Genomic DNA, 20458 nt, shown 5'->3' on the forward strand with positions numbered 1-20458 from the left:
TCCCGGGCGCTTCCCCGGTCCCCACCGTCGGACCCTCCCCCTAACGTGCTCCCCATGCACCACCCCGCACCCGCGTACGCAGTCCCGTTCGCCATCGACCGCACCGACGCCCCACGCTGCTACGGCCTCGTCAACACCGGCACCGAGCCGGTCGACGGGCTCACCCTGACCCACCTCGGCAACGGCTACTGTCCGCCGCTCGCGGTCCACCGACTCGAGCCGGGCCGCGGCCTCTCCATCGCCGTCTTCGGCGCTGACCGCGAGGACACCGGCGTCGTCATCGTCCGGTGGCGACGCCCCGACCGGTCCGAGTACCTGTGGCGCATGTCCCTCGTCGGCACCGGGCCCGGCGCCTGATGCCCGAGCGGACGGACGGCCGGGGCAGCGGTCCTCGGTCAGGCCTCGCCGCGAGCGGCCGCGACCGAACGCCAGCGCTCCAGCAGCCACTCGATCCCGTCGTGGAACCGTCTCGTGGCCTCGCCGGGCGTGGTGTCGCCGAAGTACCGCACCACCCAGTGCCGGAGCTTCGCGAGTTCCGCGTCGTCACTCGCGGCCGCGTCGATGCGCGCGAGCACGCCCGCGGTGTCGGCGACGGTCAGCCAGTTGGCGTCGCTCAGGTACCCGCGCTCGTCGACGTCGGCCTCGGGCGACGCCGGCCGCGTCACGAGCAGCGGCTTGCCGACGGCCAACCGGTCGTAGATCATCGCGCTGATGTCCGTGATCGCGACGTCGGCGTCCGCGAGCTGCCAGCCCAGGTCCCCGCCGTCGTCGTGCAGGTGGTGCGCCGACGGGTCCGCGGCGTTGGCCGTGGCGATGGCAGCGACGATCCGCTCGTGCGCCGCTCGGTACCCGGCGTCGAGCACACCGCTGCGCGGGTGCGGCCGGTAGACCAACCGGTGTCGCGGCGACGCGAGCACCTGCTCGGCGATCGCGGTGCCGTGCGACGCGATCGACCCGTAGGCGGCTGCCGGACGGTCACCTTCCCACGTCGGTGCGTAGAGCACGACGGTGCGGTCGTCGTCCGGGTACGGCGCCGCCCCGGCGAAGTGGTCGGCCTGGGGGCGTCCGATGGCGATGGTCCTGGCGTCCAGGTCGTAGTCCCACAGCGCCTCGGCCAAGCGGTCACGGGCGGCGTCCCCCGCGATCATCGCGTAGTCGTAGGCCTTGAACTGGTTCGTCGTCATGTACATCTTGTCGCTCTCGCCGTGGTTGACGAAGACGTGCCACATGCGCCCGTACCGCATCATCTGGAAGTTGCGGGCGTTCTGGTTGACGTACAGGACGATCTTCGGCGCCTGGGTGTCGACGAAGTGCTCGAGGTCGACGACCTGGCGGGCGTACACCGAGGGCACCGGCGACTCTTCGAGCAGTTTCAGCATCGTGCCGGGGCTGCGCGACACGATCGCCACCTGGTGCGTCTTCGCCAGCTCCGCGAGCGGCGCGTACCACTGCCGCACCTGGTACATGTTGACCGGTCCGTCGGCGAAGTACACCGCGACCTCGATGGACCCGGGGGCCGGGGTCGGGACGGCGGGCAGCGCACGCGCCAGCTCCCGGCGGCTGCGACGCGACTTGATGAGTCGGTCGGCGAGCCGGACGGCGGTCCGCAGGTCGCTGGTGATCGGCATGGTCCTTCTTCCGGTCGGCGTTGGCGGGTCGGGCGGTGGGAACGGGGTCGAGCGGCGGGGTCGGGTCACTCGGTGGGATCGGGATGGTCGGCGGCGTCGGGATGGTCGGCGGCGTCGGGTCGGTCGGCAGCGTCGGTCGGGTCAGACGACCGGAGGCCGCCCTGCGATCGTCATCCGTCCGACTGTGAGCCAGCCCATCGGACGCACCGGACCGCAGTCGGTGGTCCAGCCCTCGCGGATCCCGCCGAACCACGTCGCGAGCCGCTTCGGGTGCCGCCACCACCGGGCGACCTGGATCGCGGCCCACGAGCCGACGTACAGCGGTCGCAGCGGTGCCGGCAGGTTCCGGCGCGCCAGCCACACGCGGTTCCGGGCGTTGAGCCGGTAGTACTCGGTGTGCCGCGCCGGGTCGATCGCCGGGTGGTGGGCGACGAGGTCACCGGCGTACCAGGCACGACGCCCGGCGTCCCACACGCGCCACGCGAGCTCGATGCCCTCGTGGGCGTAGAAGTACTCAGCACCCCATCCACCGACGGCCCGCCAGACGTCCATCGGCAGCACGACGGCGCCCTCCCAGACCGAGAAGACCGGCGACGAGTGGTCCGGCTCACCCTTGCGGATGCGCGGGATCCAGCGCGTCGGGTTCGCGGCACCGGTCGGGTCGACCACCCGCGGCTGCACGAGCCCGAGCGACGGGTCGCGCTCGAACAGGGCGACGGCGTCGCGCAGGAACGTGTCGGAGGGCACGGACGCGTCGTCGTCGAGGAAGAACAGGTAGTCGCCGTCGACGACCTCGGCGCCGGCGTTCCGCCCCGCCGGGATCCCGACGTTCTCGGGCAGCGCCAACGCACGGACGCCGTCGGGCAGCCCCGTTGGTTCCCAGCCGTTGCCGACGCACACGACGTCGAGTTCGACGCCCTGCTGCGCGAGCACGCTCGCCAGTCCCCGTCGCAGGTCGTCCGGTCTGGTGCCCTGGGACAGGCTCACCACGGCGACCCGGGGCCGCTCGCGGTGCACGACCGCGTGCCGACGGAGGGCCCCGCGGGACCCGTCGCCGGCTGTCATGCGCGGACCCGCTTCGAGCCCATGATCGCCAGGAAGTGCCCGAACGTCGCGAGGACGGCCAGGGGCAGCAGCGCACCGACCAGGATCCGGCTGGCGAGGGGGTCGCCGATCACGAGTGCGAGGAGCGCGAAGACGAACGCGAGCATGCTCAGCTCGACCGAGTGGTACAGGCGGTGGAACGGCAGGAACCGGGCCAGACGCCGCAGCGACGCGAGCCTGCGGCCGGAGGGAGCGGTCGAGGCGTCACGGCGGTCGACGAGCTTGTCGAGCCCGGAGTTCGCGCGGGCCACGTGCACCATGTCGTTGAGCGCCTTGTTCAGCACGATCACGAGGCCGAGGGCGCAGCCGATGGTCGTCCACATCCAGTCGGCACCGTGGATCGGCCACGTGGCCGCACGGATGCCGAGCGCCACCGGGATCAGTCCCTCGGTCGTGTAGTGCCCGACCTTGTCCAGGAACACCCCGGCGGGCGACCGCGTGCCGCGCCACCGGGCGACCTCGCCGTCCGAGCAGTCGACGAGCATCTGCAGTTGGCCGAGCACGAGGGCGAGCGCGGCGCCCCAGATCCCCGGGATCAGCAGGGCGGCCGCGACGCTCCACCCCACCAGGATCATCAGCCCGGTGACCTGGTTGGCGCTCACGCGCGTCTTCAGGAGCACCCAGGTCAGGTACGGCGACACGTCGCGCAGGTACAGCGACGCGGTCCAGTGCTCGGCGTTGGCGCGGGCACGGACCTCGTCCGGCTGGGCGACGGCGCGGAGCTCCGCGATCGAGGTCGGGCGTGCGGATCCGCGGCCGGGTGTGGCGTGGTCGGTCATGGGGTCACCGTCCGGTGTGGGTGGTCAGCTCGGAGGTGCGGGTCAGGAAGCCGATGATGAAACCGAGTCCCCATCCCACGTGGATGCAGGGCAGCACCACGAGCAGCCAGAGGAGTGTAGGCAGCCCGGACCGCCGCGCGACGGCGACCGATCCGGCGACGACGAAGAGCAGGTAGACGGCCGGCACGACGAAGCCGAGCACCGCCCACGCCACCGGGCTGCCGAGGACGGCGCCGACGACCCCGACGAGCCCGGCGACGATGCCGAGCGCCATCGCGGCGACCATCGCGGGCGGGACGAAGTAGCGCAGGCCGTTGTTCGCGGGGAACCGGCGGGCGAGCTCACCACGCCAGAGGCCCGTTGCGACGAACTGCCGCACCAGGCGCTTCAGGCTCGGCCGCGGGCGGTACGTGACCACCAGCTCGGGCGTGAACCACACGGTGCCGCCGGTCTGCCGCAGCCGCCGGTTGAGCTCCCAGTCCTGCCCGCGCTTGATGCCCTCGTCGAACAGGCCCACCTCGAACAGACGGTCGCGACGGAAGACCCCGAGGTACGCTGTCTCGGCCGGTCCCGCGGTGCCGCCGACGTGGTGCGGGGTACCGCCGAGGCCGACGCGACTGCCGTACGCCAGCGCGACGGCCTTCTCGAACGGGGTGCGGCCCTCGGCGCGCATGATGCCGCCGACGTTGTCGGCACCCGACTCGAGCAGCACCCGGACGGCGATGCTCGTGTAGTCCCGCGGCAGCACCGAGTGCGCGTCGACACGGACCACGACTGGGTGCTCGGACGCGCGGATCGCGACGTTCAGCCCGGCCGGCGTCGAGCCCACCGGGTTCTCGATCGCCCGGATCCGCGGGTCGGACGCGCTCATCTCGGCGACGAGCTCGTTCGTGCCGTCGATCGACGGGCCGAGCGCGAGGATGACCTCGAACGGCCCGGCGTAGTCCTGGTCGAGGAGGCTCGCGACGGCGGCTCGGACCTCGGTGACCTCGTTGAGCACGGGCATCACGTACGAGACGCCCGGCAGGGGCTGTCCGTCTGTCTGCATGCGTACTCCGGGGGGCTGGCTGGGTGCACGGGACGCACCGGGAGCGGTGCCGCCCCGCAGAGCGACCATGAGCCTATCAAGAGGCAGAACCCCGAACCTGTCGGGCGCGCGACGCACGCAGCAGACGGACGGGAGGCCCGGCGCACGTCGTGCACCGGGCCTCCTGTCTCGTCGTGGGTCGCGTCAGCCCTTGCTGTCGTACGTCCCGAGGGTCACGTCCGCCTCGCGCGTCTGACCGCCACGGATGTAGCTGATCGTCGTGGATGCGCCGCCCGCGAAGTAGCGGACCTGCGCGGTGAGGTCGGTGGCGTCCGAGACGGTCGCCGAACCGATCTTCGTGACGACGTCGCCCTTCTGCAGGCCGGCCTTCGCCGCGGCACCACCGGAGGACACCGACTTGATGAGCGCGCCCATCTGGGTGGCGCTGGTGTCCTCGGAGGCGTCACCGACGGTCGCGCCGAGCAGACCGTGGGTCGCCGAGCCCTTGTCCTTGATCTCGTTCGCGACCCGCTTGACCAGGTTCGACGGGATCGAGAAGCCGACGCCGATGCTGCCGGACGCCGACTCGGTCGACGACGAGCTGCCGGCCGACGCGATCGCCACGTTGATGCCGATGAGCTTGCCCTTCGAGTCGAGCAGCGCACCACCCGAGTTGCCCGGGTTGATCGACGCGTCGGTCTGGATCACCGGGAGCGAGACCGTCGTGTTCGAGGAAGAGCTGCTGCCGTTGTCGCCGTTGCCCCAGAAGTCGAACGGACCGCTGCCGCCGTTGCCGCCCTCGTTCGAGTCGCCGCCCTCGCTGGGGGCACTCGACGTGACCTGGATGCTGCGGTTCAGGGTCGAGACGATGCCGTCCGTGACCGTGTTCGACAGACCGAGCGGCGCGCCGATGGCCACCGCGGTGTCACCGACGTTGAGCTTCGACGAGTCCGCGAACTCCATCGGCTTGAGGTCGGTCGCGTCGATCTTGATGACCGCGAGGTCGACCGTCGGGTCGGTGCCGATGAGCTTGCCACCGTAGATCTTGCCGTCCGAGGTGGTGACCGTGATCGACCCGTTCGAGCTGTCACCGTCGAGCGTCACCACGTGGGTGTTCGTGACGATGTAGCCGTCCTTGCTCATCACGACGCCCGAGCCGGTGCCGGCCTCGCTGCTCGAGGACACGTTGATCGTCACGACCGACGGGGTGGCCTGCGCCGCCACCGCGGTGACGACGGTCGCCGAGTCGTAGTCGTTCACGGTGAGGTTGCCACCCTGCGACGAACCCGAGGACGACGTGACCGTGCCGCCCTGCGAGGAACCCGCGAGCCACCCGGCACCGCCGCCGACGAGACCGGCGACGACGAGGCCGGCGATGATCGGCAGGACGAGCTTGTTGCGGCCCGAGCGGGTGGTGGTCGTGGTGGCTGCGGCACCGGACGCACCGGCGGTACCGGCGGCTCCGTCCGAGAAGTAGTGGCCGTTGCGCTGGTTCGAGCCGTCGACGTCGCCGAAGGCACTCGCGGACTGCGGGGCCTGGGCGGAAGCGGCGTACTCGGAGCCGGCGGCAGAGGCGGGAGCCTGCGTCGAGGTCGGCTGGGCGTACTCGCCGTAGCGGGGCTGCTGGCCGTACTTCGGCTGCTGCTGCCCGTACTGGGGCTGCTGGCCGTTCTGGGGCTGCTGGCCGTACTGGGACTGCTGGCCGTACTGACTCGTCTGGCCCTGGCCGTACTGCTGCTGCTGGCCGTACTGGGACTGCTGGACGTACTGGGACTGCTGGCCGTACTGGCTCGTCTGGCCCTGGCCGTACTGGCTCTGGGTGTTCTCGCCCTGCCCGTACTGGCTCGTCTGGCCCTGCCCGTACGGTGAGGCCTGCTGCCCGTACCCGCCCTGCTGCTGCGGCGTCTGCTGCGACGCGGGCTGCTGCGGTGCACCGGCGTCGCCGGACAGCGTCGGGTACGGCGCCGTGTACCGGTCGGTCGGGTGGTCCGTCGACGACGGGATCACGTCGGTGTGGTCGGCGTTCGGCTGCTCGCTGCCGTCGGGCTTCGTGGAGTCGTTGACCTGATCGGAGTCGTTCGGCATCGACGTGTTCCCCTTCGTGGCCGCGTGCGCGGCGTCGTCACTGGCGGCAGGCGATGCCGCATCGTCCGGACGGAGGTCGTCGCCCTGCCCGTTGGGCGTGGTGTCGGTCATGCTGGACGTGCTCCTTTCAAGCTCGTGCAGTCTGTCGCAACCACCTGAGCGGTCCTTCTGGCGAGCCTGCAAGCAACCTCTGCCGATCTTATGCGTGCGCTGTGGACACGGCGCCGGATCGCCGTCGGAGGCCCGGCTAGGTTGGGGTCCGTTCAGCGCGACACGTCGTCGCCTCACCGGAGGGAACCACATGCGGCAGGCAGGACCCTGGTTGCGAGCCGCCGAGGGAGCCATGCTCCTCGGAGCGGACGGCGTCCCGGCGCCCACCGTCTTCGCCGAGATGAGCGCCCTCGCCGCGAGCACCGGCGCGATCAACCTCGGACAGGGGTTCCCGGACGAGGACGGCCCGTCCGAGGTCCTCGAGTCGGCGGTCCGTGCGATCCGCGACGGCGTGAACCAGTACCCGCCGGGGCGCGGCACCCCGGAGCTGCGGACGGCCGTCGCCGAGCACCAGCAGCGGTGGTACAGCCTCGAGGTCGACCCGGACCGCGAGGTCCTCGTCACCGCCGGAGCGACGGAGGCCCTGGCGGCGACGCTCCTCGCGTTCGTCGAACCCGGCGACGAGGTCATCACGTTCGAGCCGTTCTACGACGCCTACGGTGCGCTGATCCGTCTCGCCGGCGGCACCCACGTCACCGTGCCGCTCACCGCACCGGACTTCCTGCCTGACGAGTCCACCCTCCGTGCCGCCTTCACGGACCGGACCCGGGCCGTGCTCGTCAACACCCCGCACAACCCGACCGGGCGGGTGCTGCCCGACGAAGTCCTCCGGACGATCGTCGAACTGGCGGACCGGTACGACGCCCTGATCATCACCGACGAGGTCTACGAGCACCTGACCTTCGACGTCCCGCACACGCCGATCGCGACGCTGCCCGGTGCCGCTGAGCGGACCGTCACGATCTCGAGCGCCGGCAAGACCTTCAGCACCACGGGCTGGAAGATCGGCTGGCTCACCGCTCCCCCGACGCTGGTGGACGCGATCACGACGGTGAAGCAGTACCTGACCTTCGTCAACGGTGCGCCGTTCCAACCCGCGGTCGCGGCAGGGTTGCGGCTGCCGGACGCCGTCTTCACCGGGATCGCCGCGGAGCTGCGGGCGAAGCACGACCTGCTCGCCGCGGGACTCGGCGCCGCGGGCTTCGACGTGATGCGTCCGGACGGGGGCTACTTCGTCATCGCGGACGCCGCACCGCTCGGCCACACCGACGCCCGCGAGTTCTGCCTGCAGCTGCCGGCACTCGCCGGTGTCGTCGGTGTGCCCGTGTCCGCGTTCGTCAGGCCGGATCGTGCGGCGGGCTACCGGTCACTGGTGCGCTTCGCGTTCTGCAAGCGGCGGTCCGTCCTCGAGGACGCCGCCGCTCGGCTCGCTGGCCTGTCGCGCATCGCCTGACGGGGCGCGCCGCCTGACGGACGTGCGTTGCATGACGGACGCGCGTTGCATGACGGACGCGCATTGCACGACGGACGCGCATTGCACGACGGACGCGCATTGCACGACGGACGCGCGTTGCGTCACGGACGCGTTCGGGGCACTTGAGACGACCCCCGACGCACGCGGCGTGCGTGTCAGCGGTGGGCCGTGCCTCCAGGCCGGTGTCGCAGCGCGACGTCGTACCGCCGGAGCGACAGCGACGGGTTGACCTGCCGGACAGCGTCCGTCACCGCGGTGTCGATCGTGGCGGTGAGGAGGCCAGGCGTCGCACCAGCCGACACGACGGCGACGCCGGAGGGGTCGATGACGACGGAGCCGCCGATGCCGATCGGGGGCGTCTGGCCGACGCCGACCACCCAGACGGTGTTCTCGATGGCGCGAGCGGTCAGGAGGGTCCGCCAGTGGTGCTCCTTGCCCGGGCCGCGCACCCACTCGGCCGGCAGGACGACGACGTCGGACGCACCGTGCTCGGGCGCCGCCAGGCGGCGGGTGACCTCCGGGAAGCGCAGGTCGTAACAGGTCTCGAGGCCGATGCGGACGCCCGCGAGTTCGAAGACCGGCAGCTGCTCGGGGTCGCCGGACTCGATGTGGTCGGACTCCCGAGAGCCGAAGGCGTCGTAGAGGTGGACCTTGCGGTACGTGGCGGCGAGCTCCCCGGAGGGCAGGACGGCGACGAGGGTGTTGCGGAACCGGTCTGCTGCGTCGGTGGCTTCGGTCGCTTCTGCGGCTTCGGTCGTTTCGGCGATCCCCACGACCAGCGCGACGCCGGTCTCGCGTGCGATCGCCTGGAGGCCAGTGACGAAGGGGCCGTCGAGCGGCTGGGCTGCTGCGACGAACCGGTCGTCGATGTCCGCCGTGAAGTACGAGGTGTACTCGGGCGTGACGAGGAGGTCCGCTCCGCGTGCTGCTGCCTCAGCGGCGGCCGTCCGCACGGTCTCGAGGTTGGCGGCGGGGTCGTCCACCGGCGCGAACTGCGCGGCCGCGATCGTCAGGGTGCCCATCCGCCGAGCGTACCGGGGGGTTCGCGGCCGGGGGCGGGCGCGGGCGGCCGGGGCCGGCGCGGCGGGGCCGGGGCCGGGGCCGGCGCCGGCACCGGGGCCGGCCCCAAGTCTCGTGCTGGCCGACAGTTTTCGCGGTCCGGGCCCCGAAATGTGTCGCTGAGGCCGAAACTCGGCCGAGCGGACCGGACCCGCGGCGGGCACTGCGGGGCGAGACGGGGCCGGGCACCGACGCCGACACCGACACCCACGCCGAACCTCGTGCTGGCCGACAGTTTCCGCGGTCCGGCCCCGAAATGTGTCGCTGACGCCGAGATTCGACCCCGCGGCCCAGACCCACGGCGGCACGCCCCGGGAACGACGAAGGCCCCGGTCCGAGCGGACCGGGGCCTTTTGTTGTGACGCTTGGTTGCGGGGGCAGGATTTGAACCTACGACCTCTGGGTTATGAGCCCAGCGAGCTACCGAACTGCTCCACCCCGCGGCACATTGAATAGCCTACACAGCACCGTGGCGGGGCACAAATCGAGTGCCCCGCCACGGCGTGTCAGTTCCCGTTCTCGGCGGCGGTGGCCGCTTCGATCGCGTCCTGGAGGCGCTGGTCGGCCTCTGCTGCGGCGACCAGGTCATTGTCCGCGTAGGCCTGCTGACGGTCCTGCAGGGCGTCGTTCGCATCGGACAGTGCCTGCTGCAGCGCGTCGTTGTCGACGGTGCCGGAGCCGGTCGAGCCCGTCGAGCCCGAGCCACTGTCGGACGAGCCGCTGTCGGAACCGCTATCCGACGAACCACTGTCGGAACCGCTGCCCGAGCCACTGGCACCGGAGTCACCGGCCGCCGCACCCGAGTCGCCGCCGAACAGCTCGTTCAGCGCCTCGTCGAGGGTGTCCTCGAACGCGATCTTGTCGCCGAAGGCCACGAGGACCTTCTGCAGCAGCGGGTACGAACCGCTCGACGTCGACTGCACGTAGACGGGCTGCACGTACAGGAAGCCCCCGCCGACCGGCAGTGTGAGCAGGTTGCCCTGCTTCACGGTCGAGTTGCCGCGCTTCAGGATGTTCAGCTCCTGCGACACCGTGGTGTCGGAGTTGAACAGGTTCTGCACCTGCGCCGGACCTGGGATGTTGTCGGTCTTCGGCATCGTCAACAGCGTGAGTTTGCCGTAGCCGGAGGCCTTCTTCCCCTTGCCGGCACCACCGGCGTCGGAGTCGACGGCGAGGTACCCGGTCAGCACGTTGCGGTTGTTCGCACCGGCCGACTGCTGGGGTATGTAGGTCGTGTACAGCGTGTACGCGGTCCCCTGACCCGGCACCTTCATCGTCAGGTAGTACGGATCCTGCAGGTTCGCCCGACTCGTCGTCGTCTGCGTCCCGAGGGCGTTCGTGGTCGTCGACGTGGTGGTGGAATCGGTGTCCGTGTCGCCGGACCCGGTCGTCGTCGGCTCTTGTGGCGTGTTCCACGCGTCGTCGCCCGAGTAGAACGAGTTCGCGTTCGTCACGTGGTAGGTGCCGAGGATCGAGCGCTGCACCTTGAAGAGGTCGGTCGGGTAGCGCACGTGGTCGAGGAGTTCCGCGCTCATGCTCGACACCGACTTGATCGAGGTCGGGAAGATCTTCTGCCACGTCTTCAGCACCGGGTCCTTGGTGTCCCAGGCGTACAGGGTCACCTTGCCCGTGTAGGCGTCGACCGTGGCCTTCACCGAGTTCCGGATGTAGTTCACCTGGTCCGTGCGGTACGCGGAGGTCTCGGCGCCGGCGATGCTGTCCGACAGGCTCTGGCTCTGCGAGTACGGGTAGGCGTCGCTCGTCGTGTAGCCGTCGACGACCCACTGGATGCGGTGGTCGACGATCGCCGGGTACGCGTCGCTGTCGAGCGTCAGGTACGGAGCGACCTTCTGCACACGGGTGATCGGGTCGCGGTCGTAGAGGATCTGCGAGTCCTTGTTCACCGCGTTCGACAGCAGGATCTGCTCCGACTGGAACTTCGCCGCGTAGACGAGTCGGTTGAAGAAGTTGCCGAGGCTCGGTCCGCCGTTGCCCGCGTACGTCGTCGTGGCGTTGCCGCCGTTGTCGTCGTCGGAACCGGACGGGTAGTCGAGCTCGACGTCCTTCGAGCCCTTGGGGGCGCCGACGATCGAGTACGACGGCGAGGTCTCGCCGAAGTACACGCGCTGCTGGAAGTCGCCCAGGGCACCGTTCGACGGGATCCCCGACTCGAGGAAGACGGGCTTGCCGTCGCTCGCGCGCTGGTTGCCGTACGCCGCGGTGACGCCGTAGCCGTGCGTGTAGACGAACGCCCGGTTGTACTGCGTGTTCGCGGCGGCGCTCAGGCCGTCGAGGTCGATGTCGCGGACCGCGATCACGGTGTCCTCGGTCTCGCCCTTGACGTCGTAGCGGTCGACGTCGAGCTCGTCCGGGAACTGGTAGTACTGCCGGTACTGCTGGAGCTGGCTGAAGGTGTCGGAGACGATCTTCGGGTCGATCAGGCGGATGTTCGCCGTCGTCTGGGCGTCCTGCGCGAGGGCACCGGTGCTCGCCTCGGTCGTCGCGTCGTAGTTCTGCTCCTCGACCCCGGAGACGCCGTACGCGTCGCGCGTGGCCTTGATGTTCCGCTCGATGTACGCGGACTCGTAGGTACGCTCCGACGGCTTGACCTGCAGACGCTGCACGATCCAGGGGTAGATGCCACCGATGACGATCGCGGCGACGAGCAGCAGCCCGGTGCCGACGATCGAGATGCGCCAGCGGCCGATGACCGCGGTGACGATGAAGAGGATCGCGACGATCGCCGCGATGCCCGCCATGATCTCGCGACCGGGGATCACCGCGTTCACCTCGGTGTACTGGGCACCGGTGATCAGCGAGTTGCTCTTCGTCAGGGCCGCGTACTGGTCGAGCCAGAGGCTGACGGCCTGCAGCGCGATGTAGACCGCAGCTGTGATCGCGAGCTGGATGCGTGCCGCGCGGGAGATCCGGACCTCACGCCCGCCGAACCGCAGCGCCCCGTAGAGGTAGCACGCTGCGAGTGCGGCGAGACCGGCGATCAGGACGACGGCGGACGAGTACGCCACGATCGAACGCCAGAACGGCAGCTCGAAGACGTAGAAGCCGATGTCGAGGCCGAACTGCGGATCGGTCTTGCCGAAGGGCGTGCGGTTGAAGTACTCGAGCACCATGCTCCAGCGACCCGCGGTCGACAGCCCGGCGAAGATGCCGAGCACGACCGGGATGCCGATCATCACGGCGCGTCGCAGCGGCTCGATGACCTGCTGGTAGCGGTCGAGCTGTGAGTTCAGCTTCGCGTAGACCGGCCGGAACCGGAACGCGAGGCCGATGCTCACGTACACCGGGACCGCCATGCCGAGGAACCCGGCGAGGAACATGAGCGTCCCCGCGATCCACCGCGTGGTCAGGACCTGCTGGAAGCCGAGCTGCGCGAACCATGCGTAGTCGGTGTACAGGCTGGCGAAGATGAAGAAGCCGATCACCAGTGCGGCCAGCACGATGATCGTGACCACGATCGGGACCCGCGGCGAACGCCGCCCCGAGGTGGACGAGGTTGTCGTCACTTGATGTGCTCCAGACGTGTCGGACCGGCGGGCCCGGCTCGCGGCGGGCCGTCAGTGTCACTCATCCTATTGGACCGGACTGCGCATGAAGCTGTGCGGGGACTCAGGAACCCGGTCAGGATCCGCAGCGGGCGAGCTTCGCGGTGCTCCCGCCGTCGGCGATGGTCTGCAGGTCGGTGACGGCCTGGTCGAGCGTCGACACCTTGTAGACGTCGAGACCGTCCGGGACGTGCCCGACGACCTCGTCGCAGTTGTCGGCCGGGGCGAGGAAGACCGTGGCGCCAGCGTCCTTCGCACCGTAGAGCTTCTGCCGGATACCGCCGATCGCGCCGACCTCACCGTCGGCGGTGATCGTCCCGGTCCCGGCGACGTGCTTGCCGCCGTTCAGCTTGCCCGGCGTGATCTCGTCGATGATCCCGAGCGCGAACATCATGCCGGCCGACGGACCGCCGACGTCCTGGAGCTTGATGGACACGTCGAACGGGAAGTCGTACCGCTCGGTGACGCCCACGCCGATCAGCGCCGTGCCCTGCTCGTCGCGCGGGGTGACCTGGACGTCCTTCGTCGCGCCGTCGCGCTCGATGGTGACGGTCGCCGGGGTGGAGGTGCCGTGCTTCGCGACGAGTTCGCGCAGCGACGTCGCGTCGGCGTTCGTGGTGAGCGCCGTGCCGTCGAACGCGGTGATCACGTCACCCTTCTCGATCGTGCCGTCGGCCGCCGACCCCTTCTGCACGGTGCCGACGACGAGGTCGGTCGGCAGGTCGTTCCCCTGCTGGATGAGGGCCGCGGCGACGGCCGACTGCTGGGAAGCCTGCATGTCGGCGGAGTCCTGCTCGTTGACCTGCTCGGTCGTGGTGCCGCTCGGGTAGATCGCCTCGACGGGGATGACGGCCTGCGACTTGGTGAACAGCGCACGGATGACGCTCGTCCACGTGGGGCGGTTCGTGGCGTCGCCCTGGATGCCGACGGTCAGCATGTCGAGCGCACCAGCCGTCGGGTACGTCTCGTGGCCGGAGACCTGGATGAGCTTGACCTGCTTCGCGTCCTTGCCGGTGCCCTGCTCCTGCGTGCCGATCGTGTTGTACACGGGCCCGGGGACCTCGATGAGGTACGGGCTCGGCAGCAGGCTCGCCAGGAGCCCGAGGACCACGGCGCCGATCACGAACGCCCAGCCGACCGTCCTGGCTCGCGAACGACGACGGGGCGCGGGGGCGAAGAGGGTCACGCGGGGTCCTTCCAGGGGGTGGTCGCCCACACCTGACGGCGGGCTGTTCGCCCTCGGCGCAGCGGTTCGGGCGTTCCCACGGGGGCGTCCCAGGTCCGGCCCCGTGAGCAGCGATTAGCGTAGTCGGCATGCCTGATGAACCACAGCCGGGGCCGGACGACGACTTCCAGGAGATGCTGCGCAAGCTGCTCTCCGGCGAGGGCCAGATCGACCCGTCGCAGCTCGCCGGTGCCGCCGGCCTGCCGAACGACCCGGCCTTCGTGGCGAACCTGATGAGCCAGTTGCAGCGCGCCGCACAGTCCGGCGGGGACGGCATCGACTTCTCGGCGACCCTCGAGCGGGCCACCGCGATCGCCCGTGACGGCGGCCACCCGGTCGACCCCGTGACCTCGCAGGCGGCCGACCAGGCGTTCCAGGTCGCCGCCCTCTGGCTCGACGAGGTCACGACCGTCGCCGAGCTCACCGCGACCCCGAGCCTGTACACCCGCGAGCAGTGGGCGAAGGCGACCACCCCGGTCTGGACCCAGATCGCGGAGCCGGTGGCGTTCAGCATCGCGGACGCACTGACCGAGGCGATCGACCAGCGGGCACCAGAACAGCTCAAGGCCATGCTCGGCGACGTCTCGAAGGCGATGCGCGGCGTCGGCGGCGCGCTCTTCGCGATCCAGCTCGGCCAGGTCGTCGGGCAGCTCTCGAAGGAGGTCGTCTCCGGCGGTGACGTCGGCGTCCCGCTCCTGGACGAGCAGGTCGCCGCCCTCGTGCCGCAGAACGTGGCCGAGTTCGCCGAGGGGCTCGACGTCTCCGAGGACGAGGTGCGCATCTACCTCGCGGTCCGTGAGCTCGCACACGCCCGACTGTTCCGCTCCGCGCGCTGGCTGCGACTGCACATCATCTCCTCGATCACCGACTACGCCCGGGGCATCCACATCCCCTTCGACCGCGTCGAGGAACTCGCAGCAGACATCGACCCCACCAACCAGGAGCAGCTGCGCGACGCGCTCGCCTCGGGTGCGCTCATCCCGCCGCGGACTCCGGAGCAGGACGCCGCGCTCGCCCGCCTCGAGACCATGCTCGCCCTGGTCGAGGGCTGGGTCGACACCGTGACCGCCGCAGCGACCGCACGCCTGCCGAAGGCCGGAGCGATCGCCGAGATGGTCCGTCGCCGCCGCGCTGCCGGTGGGCCGGCCGAGTCCGCGTTCGCGACGCTCGTCGGCCTCGAGCTGCGTCCACGCCGTCTGCGTGAAGCCGCGGCGATGTGGCAGCGCGTGACGGACGTGCTCGGCGCCGAACAGCGGGATGCCCTCTGGTCGCACTTCGACCTCGTCCCGACCTCTGACGACATCGACGCGCCGGACGCCCTCGTCGCCCGACTCCAGAACCCGTCCCAGAGCGACGAGGACGACGCGTTCGACAAGGCGCTCGAGGACCTGCTCAACGACGCGACCGGCGCCCGTCCGCACGAGGACGAGTCCGGCGGCGTGGACGAAGCGGTCGAGAACAACACGAACAACACGAACAACACGAACGACAAGAACGACACGAACGACACGAACGACGAGCGCGACACGAACGACGAGCGCGACGAGACCGACAAGGACGGCGACGGCGACCAGCCCCGCTGAGTTCTCCACAGATCCGCTCCGTGACCCCACGCGTGCCCGCGCATCCGGCACCGTGGGGTCATGGGCATCCGCATCGATCCGACACTCGAGTTCGTCTGGCGTGACCCCGGCACGGTGCAGCTCGGCGTCGATCCACCACGTGCAGTGGTCGCCGTCCCCACCACCGCCGAGGAACGCTTCCTCTGCGCCCTCCGTCGCGAGACCGGCCGCGAAGCCCTGAACGGGTTGGCCGCTGCGTCCGGCTGCCGTCCCGAGGTCGCTGCCCGGGTGCTCGGTGCGGCGTCGCCCGCGGTGATCGACGTCCTGCCCGAGCCGCTGGAGCGTGTGGAGGTGCACGGCTCCGTGCCGCTCGCCGACACGGTGGCCGCGTTCCTGTCGGGCGAGGGGGTGACCGTCGTCCGGACGTCCTCGCCTCGCGGCGGTCCGGTCGAGCTGCCCGAGCTCGATCCGAGGCTCGCGGTGGTGGTGGCCGACCACGTCGTCGATCCGGCGCTCCGCGCCGCGTGGACCAGGCGAGGCGTGCCGCACCTGGCGGTGGTGGTGGGCGATGGACGCGTCCGTCTCGGGCCGTTCGTCGTGCCGGGCGCCGGCCCGTGCCTCCAGTGCGCGGAGTTCTGCCGGGCCGACGCCGATCCCGTCTGGCCGGCCGTCGCTTCGCAGATCTGGGGCCGTCCGGCCGCCCCGCTGTCACCGTGGCGCACCGCCGCCGTGGCCGCGGCGGCGGCCAGGATGCTCGTCGAGCGGCTGCCCCTCCGCACACAGCGCGCCGACCCGGACCAGGTGGTGTTCGAGCGCGGAGACCTGTCGGTCAGCCGTTCGCCGGTGCCGCCCCATCCACGGTGCGCGTGCCGAGCGCTGCCAGGAACCGACTCGGAGCCCGAGCTCCCCCACGCGTGGAGCCCTGTTGCGACCACGTGATCGTGACGCTGCGCCGGGCACGGGTCAACCCCACGTAGAACAGTCGGCGTTCCTCGTCGATCTCGGTGTCGGTGGTGGCGTGCGAGATCGGCAGCAGGCCCTCGGCAGCACCGGCGATCACCACGTTCGGCCACTCGAGACCCTTCGACGAGTGCAGGGTCGCGAGGGTGACCGCGTCGACCTCCGGCTCGTGGTGGGTCGCGGCCCGATCGACGAGGTCCTGCGTGAACTGCTGCATGGTGGTGCCGGCGGGAGCGTCCTCGGCGAGCCCCATGATCGCTTGCAGCGCCTCCCACTGCTCGCGGACGGCTCCGGTCCCCTCGGGCGCCGTGGGTGTCCAGCCGCTGACCTGCAGCACGAGCCGCACCCGGCGGGTGAGTTCGTCGTCGGTCTGGCGGATCGCTTCGCCGCGCATGTGGTGCACGGCGAGCTTGACCTCGGGTCGGTTGAAGAACCGGGTGCCGCCCTGCACCCGGTACGGGATCCCGTTGCGGCCGAGCGCGGACTCCAGCGCGGCGGACTGCGCGCCGACGCGGAACAGCACGGCGCAGTCGCCGTAGGTCGCACCGGCGGCGACGAGTTCGGCGATCCGGCGGGCGATCGTCTGAGCCTCGTCCCCGTCGTGCACACAGGGCACGACGACCGGGTCCGGCCCGGGCTCCTGGGTCTGCGCGACGAGGTCGAGTGCCCCGGGTTGGCCGCGCATCAGGGCGTTCGCGGCGTACACGACCTCCTTGGTGGAGCGGTAGTTCCGTTCGAGCCGCAGGACCGATCCGCGGGGGAACTCCGAGCCGAACCCGAGCAGGTAGTCGCTCGAGGCCCCGGCGAACGAGTAGATCGTCTGGCTCGCATCGCCGACGACGCACAGGTCGTCGCGCCCGCCGAGCCAGGCCCGGAGCAGGTCGTGCTGCACGGGCGAGACGTCCTGGTACTCGTCGACCACGAAGAACCGGTACTGCTGCCGGACGTACGAGGCCACCCGCGGCTCGGACTCGACCATTCCGAGGGTGGTGAGGAGGACGTCCTCGAAGTCGAGCTGCCGGCGGTCGTCCTTCAGACGCTCGTACGCCTTCATCAGGTCGATCACCCGACGGGGCGAGGTGTCCCGCGGCATCACCCGGTCGGCGGCGGCGGCCTCGTACTCCTCGAGCGTGAGCATCTGCACCTTGCGCCACTCGACCTCAGCGGCCAGGTCACGGAGCACCGGGGTGTCGACCTGCATGCCGACGGTGTCCGCCGCGTGGGCGATCATGCGCCCCTTCGACTCGACGATCTTCGGCGCGTGTCCGCCCACGGTGTCCGGCCAGAAGTAGCTGAGCTGCGCCATCGCGGCGGCGTGGAAGGTGCGTGCCTGCACGGTGCCGGCGCCCAGCGATCGGAGTCGGGACCGCAGCTCCCCCGCTGCGCGGCTCGTGAAGGTCAGGGCGAGCACGTGGTTCGGCGCGTAGGTGCCGGTCGCGACGCCGTACGCGATCCGGTGCGTGATGGCACGGGTCTTGCCGGTCCCGGCGCCGGCCAGCACCGCCACGGGTCCGAGCAGTGTCCTGGCGACCGTGCGCTGTTCAGCGTCGAGCGCGGCGAGCAGTTCGTCGGGCGACGGCGGACGGACCTCGGCAGGAATGCCCGAGCGGGCCGAACCAGCGCCAGCGCCAGCGGCCGAACGAGCGCCGGCGCCCGAATCAGCGCCAGCGCCAGCGGCCGAACCGGAGCCAGCCGGCACCGGACCGCGACCAGCGGTGTTCACGGCAGGTCCAGCGGGCCGCCGTACCACTCCTCGATGATGGCGCGGGCGATCGAGGTGCGACCCGGCAGCAGCAGGGTGTCGCCCGCACGCTCGCGGATCTCGTCGCGCGAGAACCAGCGGACGTCGAGGATCTCCACCCCGTCCGGCCGGGCGGTCGACGGGTCGCCGTCCACCGCACGGGCGCGGAAGCCGACCATCAGCGAGGCGGGGAACGGCCACGGCTGCGAGCCGAGGTACTCCGGCTCCTCGACGTGCACGCCCGACTCCTCGAAGACCTCGCGGCGGACGGCGTCCTCCAGCGACTCCCCCGGTTCGACGAACCCGGCGAGCAGCGAGTACCGGTTCGCGTCCCACGCCGCGTTCGAGCCGAGCAGGATCCGGTCGTCGGCGTCGACGACGCCGACGATGATCGCCGCGTCGGTGCGCGGGAAGTGTTCGTGCCCCTCGGGGTCGCGGCGCACCCAACCCCCGGTGACGACGGCCGTCGCCGAACCGGTGCGGGGCGAGAACCCGTGCACGGCGTGCCAGTTCGCCATCGCGACGGCCTCCACCGCCAGACCCTGGTCGCGCGGGGACAGCTCGGTGCCGAACATGCGGAGGCTCTCCCAGGCGTGGTCCGACGGCTCGATGGCCGCGGCGGTCGCGGCGTCGACGAAGGCTGCGACGAAGCGGGTGCCGGCCGGGGCGTCGGCAGCGTCCGACACGGCACGGCCGAGGTACAGCGTCACCGTGCCCTCCGGGATCTCGGCAGCGGTCACGAACCGGAGGGCGCCGTCGGCGTTCCGGAGCATCTCGGCGCCGTGGACCGGCAGGTACCGGGTCGCGGGGTCCTCGCGGAGGACGCGCTCGAGGTCTTCCGTCGTGCGGAACTCGGCATCGCGGTCGAGTTCGTTGCGGGAGAGCGGGAGCCGGGCGGCGAACTCGACGGTCACGGCAGAGGGCTCCTCGGTTCGAGTGCAGGGAAGGCGGTGCAGGAAGGCTTCGGGAACAGCGTGGCGTGCACCCGTGCACGTCCCACGCACCTACCCTGATGGGCATGGCGGGATCCCAGTTCACTCTAGCCGCGTTGGCGACGACGGCCGTTCCAGGTCTCCTCGTCACGGGCACGCGCACGCTCGGCTCGGCCGCGGCCGGCGACTACGAATCTGCCCTCCTCCGCGACGCGGACGGCGTCGAGACGGTGATCCGTCGTCCCCGGAACCAGCGGGCGGAAGCCCGACAGTCGGCCGACCTCGTCGCGATCCGTGCGCTGAGCGCCGGGATCCGCACGCGCCTCCCGTTCGGCGTGGCCGAGTACCGCGGGCAGGCGCCGATCGGCTCGACCCGCGCCATCGTCACCACGCGCTTGACGGGCTCGCACCCGACGCTCGCGTCGCTCGTGGAGCGCCCCAACCTCGCCACCAGCGTCGGCCGCGCCGTCGCCGCGATCCACCAGCTGCCGACGAGCTTCGTCTCCGACGCCGGTCTGCCGTCGCTCACCCCCTTCGAGGTGCTGCGCTCGGCCGTGTCCGTGATGGACCGCGCCGTCGCCACCAAGCTCGTCCCCGCGGCGCTCGTCGAACGCTGGGAGGGTGCGGCTCGCGACCAGCAGCTCTGGCAGTTCACGCCCACGGTCGTGCACGGCTCCCTCGGCACCGGTGCGTTGCTCGTCGACGGCGACGCGGTGAGCGGGATCCTCGACTGGGGCGAGCTGCGGCTCGGTGACCCGGCGAAGGACCTCGCATGGGTGCTCGCCGGCCGGAAGGACGCGTTCGACACCGTCCTCAGCGCGTACGAGGCGAACGGCGGCGGCCGCGACCGCCAGCTCGCGCAGCGTGCCCGGGTGCACCACGAGCTCGAGACGGCGCACTGGCTGCTGCACGGCGTGCAGGCGAAGAGTACCGAGGTCGTCGACGACGCCGTCGCGATGATGCACCGGCTGGTCGACGCGGTGCACGCGCCGAGTGCGGCGCCGCTCGGGTCGGTCTCGCCCGAGACGATGGAGATCGGCGAGGTCGAGCAGCTGCTGTCGTCGACCGAGCGCCGGCACGGCTGACGCCGTCTCGTTCCACGCCGTCTCGTTTCATAACGCCACGCGGTGGTCACGACTCCCCGCTCAGTTCCGCCGAGCGGTCAGGATCTGTCGGTCGCAGGGTGTCCACCCGACGGTTTGTGACCACTCGCTGTGCGTCCTGCGGTGTGTCGTGACCGATCCCGGCTGCCGCCCGGGCACGTGACG

Annotated in this window: 15 protein-coding genes and 1 tRNA gene; 5 read left to right on the forward strand and 11 right to left on the reverse strand. The window is 71.0% G+C overall.

Annotation, left to right across the window (positions count from 1 at the left end):
* Positions 1-54 precede the first annotated feature (54 nt).
* Positions 55-357: a hypothetical protein gene (locus tag EDF19_RS02020; RefSeq protein ID WP_123679268.1), complete on the forward strand. Its 303-nt coding sequence runs from the start codon at positions 55-57 to the stop codon at positions 355-357.
* Between the two features lie 38 nt (positions 358-395).
* Here EDF19_RS02020 and EDF19_RS02025 read toward each other — a convergent pair whose 3' ends face one another.
* From EDF19_RS02025 to EDF19_RS02045, 5 genes are all read right to left on the reverse strand, one after another.
* Positions 396-1628, reverse strand: coding sequence for a CDP-glycerol glycerophosphotransferase family protein (locus EDF19_RS02025; protein ID WP_123679269.1), 1233 nt, complete (start codon positions 1626-1628; stop codon positions 396-398).
* A gap of 141 nt (positions 1629-1769) precedes the next feature.
* The gene (locus tag EDF19_RS02030; RefSeq protein ID WP_260216850.1) at positions 1770-2693 is read right to left on the reverse strand and encodes a glycosyltransferase family 2 protein; all 924 of its coding nucleotides are present in this window, start codon (positions 2691-2693) and stop codon (positions 1770-1772) included.
* Positions 2690-3511: a CDP-alcohol phosphatidyltransferase family protein gene (locus EDF19_RS02035; RefSeq protein ID WP_123679270.1), complete on the reverse strand. Its 822-nt coding sequence runs from the start codon at positions 3509-3511 to the stop codon at positions 2690-2692. Before EDF19_RS02035 ends, EDF19_RS02030 begins: the two co-directional genes overlap by 4 nt.
* A gap of 4 nt (positions 3512-3515) precedes the next feature.
* Positions 3516-4559: a glycosyltransferase family 2 protein gene (locus tag EDF19_RS02040; RefSeq protein ID WP_123679271.1), complete on the reverse strand. Its 1044-nt coding sequence runs from the start codon at positions 4557-4559 to the stop codon at positions 3516-3518.
* Positions 4560-4742: 183 nt separating this feature from the next.
* Entirely contained in the window at positions 4743-6734 is a 1992-nt protein-coding gene (locus tag EDF19_RS02045) for a S1C family serine protease (protein ID WP_260216851.1), read from the reverse strand.
* Positions 6735-6924: 190 nt separating this feature from the next.
* On the opposite strand from EDF19_RS02045, the gene EDF19_RS02050 reads away from it, so the two are divergent.
* Positions 6925-8127 (forward strand): aminotransferase class I/II-fold pyridoxal phosphate-dependent enzyme, encoded by a 1203-nt coding sequence (locus EDF19_RS02050; protein ID WP_123679272.1) that lies wholly within the window; start codon positions 6925-6927, stop codon positions 8125-8127.
* Between the two features lie 176 nt (positions 8128-8303).
* Here the strand turns inward: EDF19_RS02050 and EDF19_RS02055 are convergent, their stop codons facing one another.
* The 4 genes from EDF19_RS02055 to EDF19_RS02070 all read right to left on the reverse strand — a co-directional run bounded on the left by EDF19_RS02055 (position 8304) and on the right by EDF19_RS02070 (position 13956).
* Complete coding sequence (locus tag EDF19_RS02055; protein WP_123679273.1) at positions 8304-9170, reverse strand: carbon-nitrogen hydrolase family protein; 867 nt, start codon at positions 9168-9170, stop codon at positions 8304-8306.
* A 403-nt stretch (positions 9171-9573) separates the two neighbouring features.
* A tRNA-Met gene (locus tag EDF19_RS02060) sits at positions 9574-9650 on the reverse strand.
* Positions 9651-9713: 63 nt separating this feature from the next.
* On the reverse strand, positions 9714-12680 hold the full coding sequence (locus EDF19_RS02065; protein WP_185022628.1) for a UPF0182 family protein: 2967 nt from the start codon (positions 12678-12680) through the stop codon (positions 9714-9716).
* Positions 12681-12846: 166 nt separating this feature from the next.
* A complete protein-coding gene (locus tag EDF19_RS02070; protein ID WP_260216852.1) occupies positions 12847-13956 on the reverse strand; it encodes a PDZ domain-containing protein in 1110 nt (369 codons plus the stop codon).
* Between the two features lie 128 nt (positions 13957-14084).
* On the opposite strand from EDF19_RS02070, the gene EDF19_RS02075 reads away from it, so the two are divergent.
* Together EDF19_RS02075 and EDF19_RS02080 are read left to right on the forward strand one after the other, a co-directional pair.
* Positions 14085-15578 (forward strand): zinc-dependent metalloprotease, encoded by a 1494-nt coding sequence (locus tag EDF19_RS02075; RefSeq protein ID WP_260216853.1) that lies wholly within the window; start codon positions 14085-14087, stop codon positions 15576-15578.
* Positions 15579-15638: 60 nt separating this feature from the next.
* Positions 15639-16496 (forward strand): TOMM precursor leader peptide-binding protein, encoded by an 858-nt coding sequence (locus EDF19_RS02080; RefSeq protein ID WP_123679274.1) that lies wholly within the window; start codon positions 15639-15641, stop codon positions 16494-16496.
* Here the strand turns inward: EDF19_RS02080 and EDF19_RS02085 are convergent.
* Positions 16387-18117: an ATP-dependent helicase gene (locus EDF19_RS02085; protein WP_123679882.1), complete on the reverse strand. Its 1731-nt coding sequence runs from the start codon at positions 18115-18117 to the stop codon at positions 16387-16389. The two genes, EDF19_RS02080 and EDF19_RS02085, sit on opposite strands and share 110 nt — an antisense overlap.
* Before the next feature lie 119 nt (positions 18118-18236).
* Positions 18237-19172 (reverse strand): NAD(+) diphosphatase, encoded by a 936-nt coding sequence (gene nudC, locus EDF19_RS02090; protein WP_123679275.1) that lies wholly within the window; start codon positions 19170-19172, stop codon positions 18237-18239.
* 104 nt (positions 19173-19276) lie between these two features.
* Here nudC and EDF19_RS02095 point away from each other — a divergent pair, with 104 nt between their 5' ends.
* Positions 19277-20275: a phosphotransferase gene (locus EDF19_RS02095; protein WP_123679883.1), complete on the forward strand. Its 999-nt coding sequence runs from the start codon at positions 19277-19279 to the stop codon at positions 20273-20275.
* Positions 20276-20458: the final 183 nt, after the last annotated feature.

Source organism: Curtobacterium sp. PhB115 (assembly GCF_003752025.1).
GTDB lineage: Bacteria > Actinomycetota > Actinomycetes > Actinomycetales > Microbacteriaceae > Curtobacterium.

Bases quoted from the DNA above. Each gene is read 5' to 3' on its own strand.
- EDF19_RS02020 (WP_123679268.1), top strand. From the start codon at position 55: ATGCACCACCCCGCACCCGCGTACGCAGTCCCGTTCGCCATCGACCGC.
- EDF19_RS02025 (WP_123679269.1), bottom strand. From the start codon at position 1,628: ATGCCGATCACCAGCGACCTGCGGACCGCCGTCCGGCTCGCCGACCGA.
- EDF19_RS02030 (WP_260216850.1), bottom strand. From the start codon at position 2,693: ATGACAGCCGGCGACGGGTCCCGCGGGGCCCTCCGTCGGCACGCGGTC.
- EDF19_RS02035 (WP_123679270.1), bottom strand. From the start codon at position 3,511: ATGACCGACCACGCCACACCCGGCCGCGGATCCGCACGCCCGACCTCG.
- EDF19_RS02040 (WP_123679271.1), bottom strand. From the start codon at position 4,559: ATGCAGACAGACGGACAGCCCCTGCCGGGCGTCTCGTACGTGATGCCC.
- EDF19_RS02045 (WP_260216851.1), bottom strand. From the start codon at position 6,734: ATGACCGACACCACGCCCAACGGGCAGGGCGACGACCTCCGTCCGGAC.
- EDF19_RS02050 (WP_123679272.1), top strand. From the start codon at position 6,925: ATGCGGCAGGCAGGACCCTGGTTGCGAGCCGCCGAGGGAGCCATGCTC.
- EDF19_RS02055 (WP_123679273.1), bottom strand. From the start codon at position 9,170: ATGGGCACCCTGACGATCGCGGCCGCGCAGTTCGCGCCGGTGGACGAC.
- EDF19_RS02075 (WP_260216853.1), top strand. From the start codon at position 14,085: ATGCCTGATGAACCACAGCCGGGGCCGGACGACGACTTCCAGGAGATG.
- EDF19_RS02080 (WP_123679274.1), top strand. From the start codon at position 15,639: ATGGGCATCCGCATCGATCCGACACTCGAGTTCGTCTGGCGTGACCCC.
- EDF19_RS02095 (WP_123679883.1), top strand. From the start codon at position 19,277: ATGGCGGGATCCCAGTTCACTCTAGCCGCGTTGGCGACGACGGCCGTT.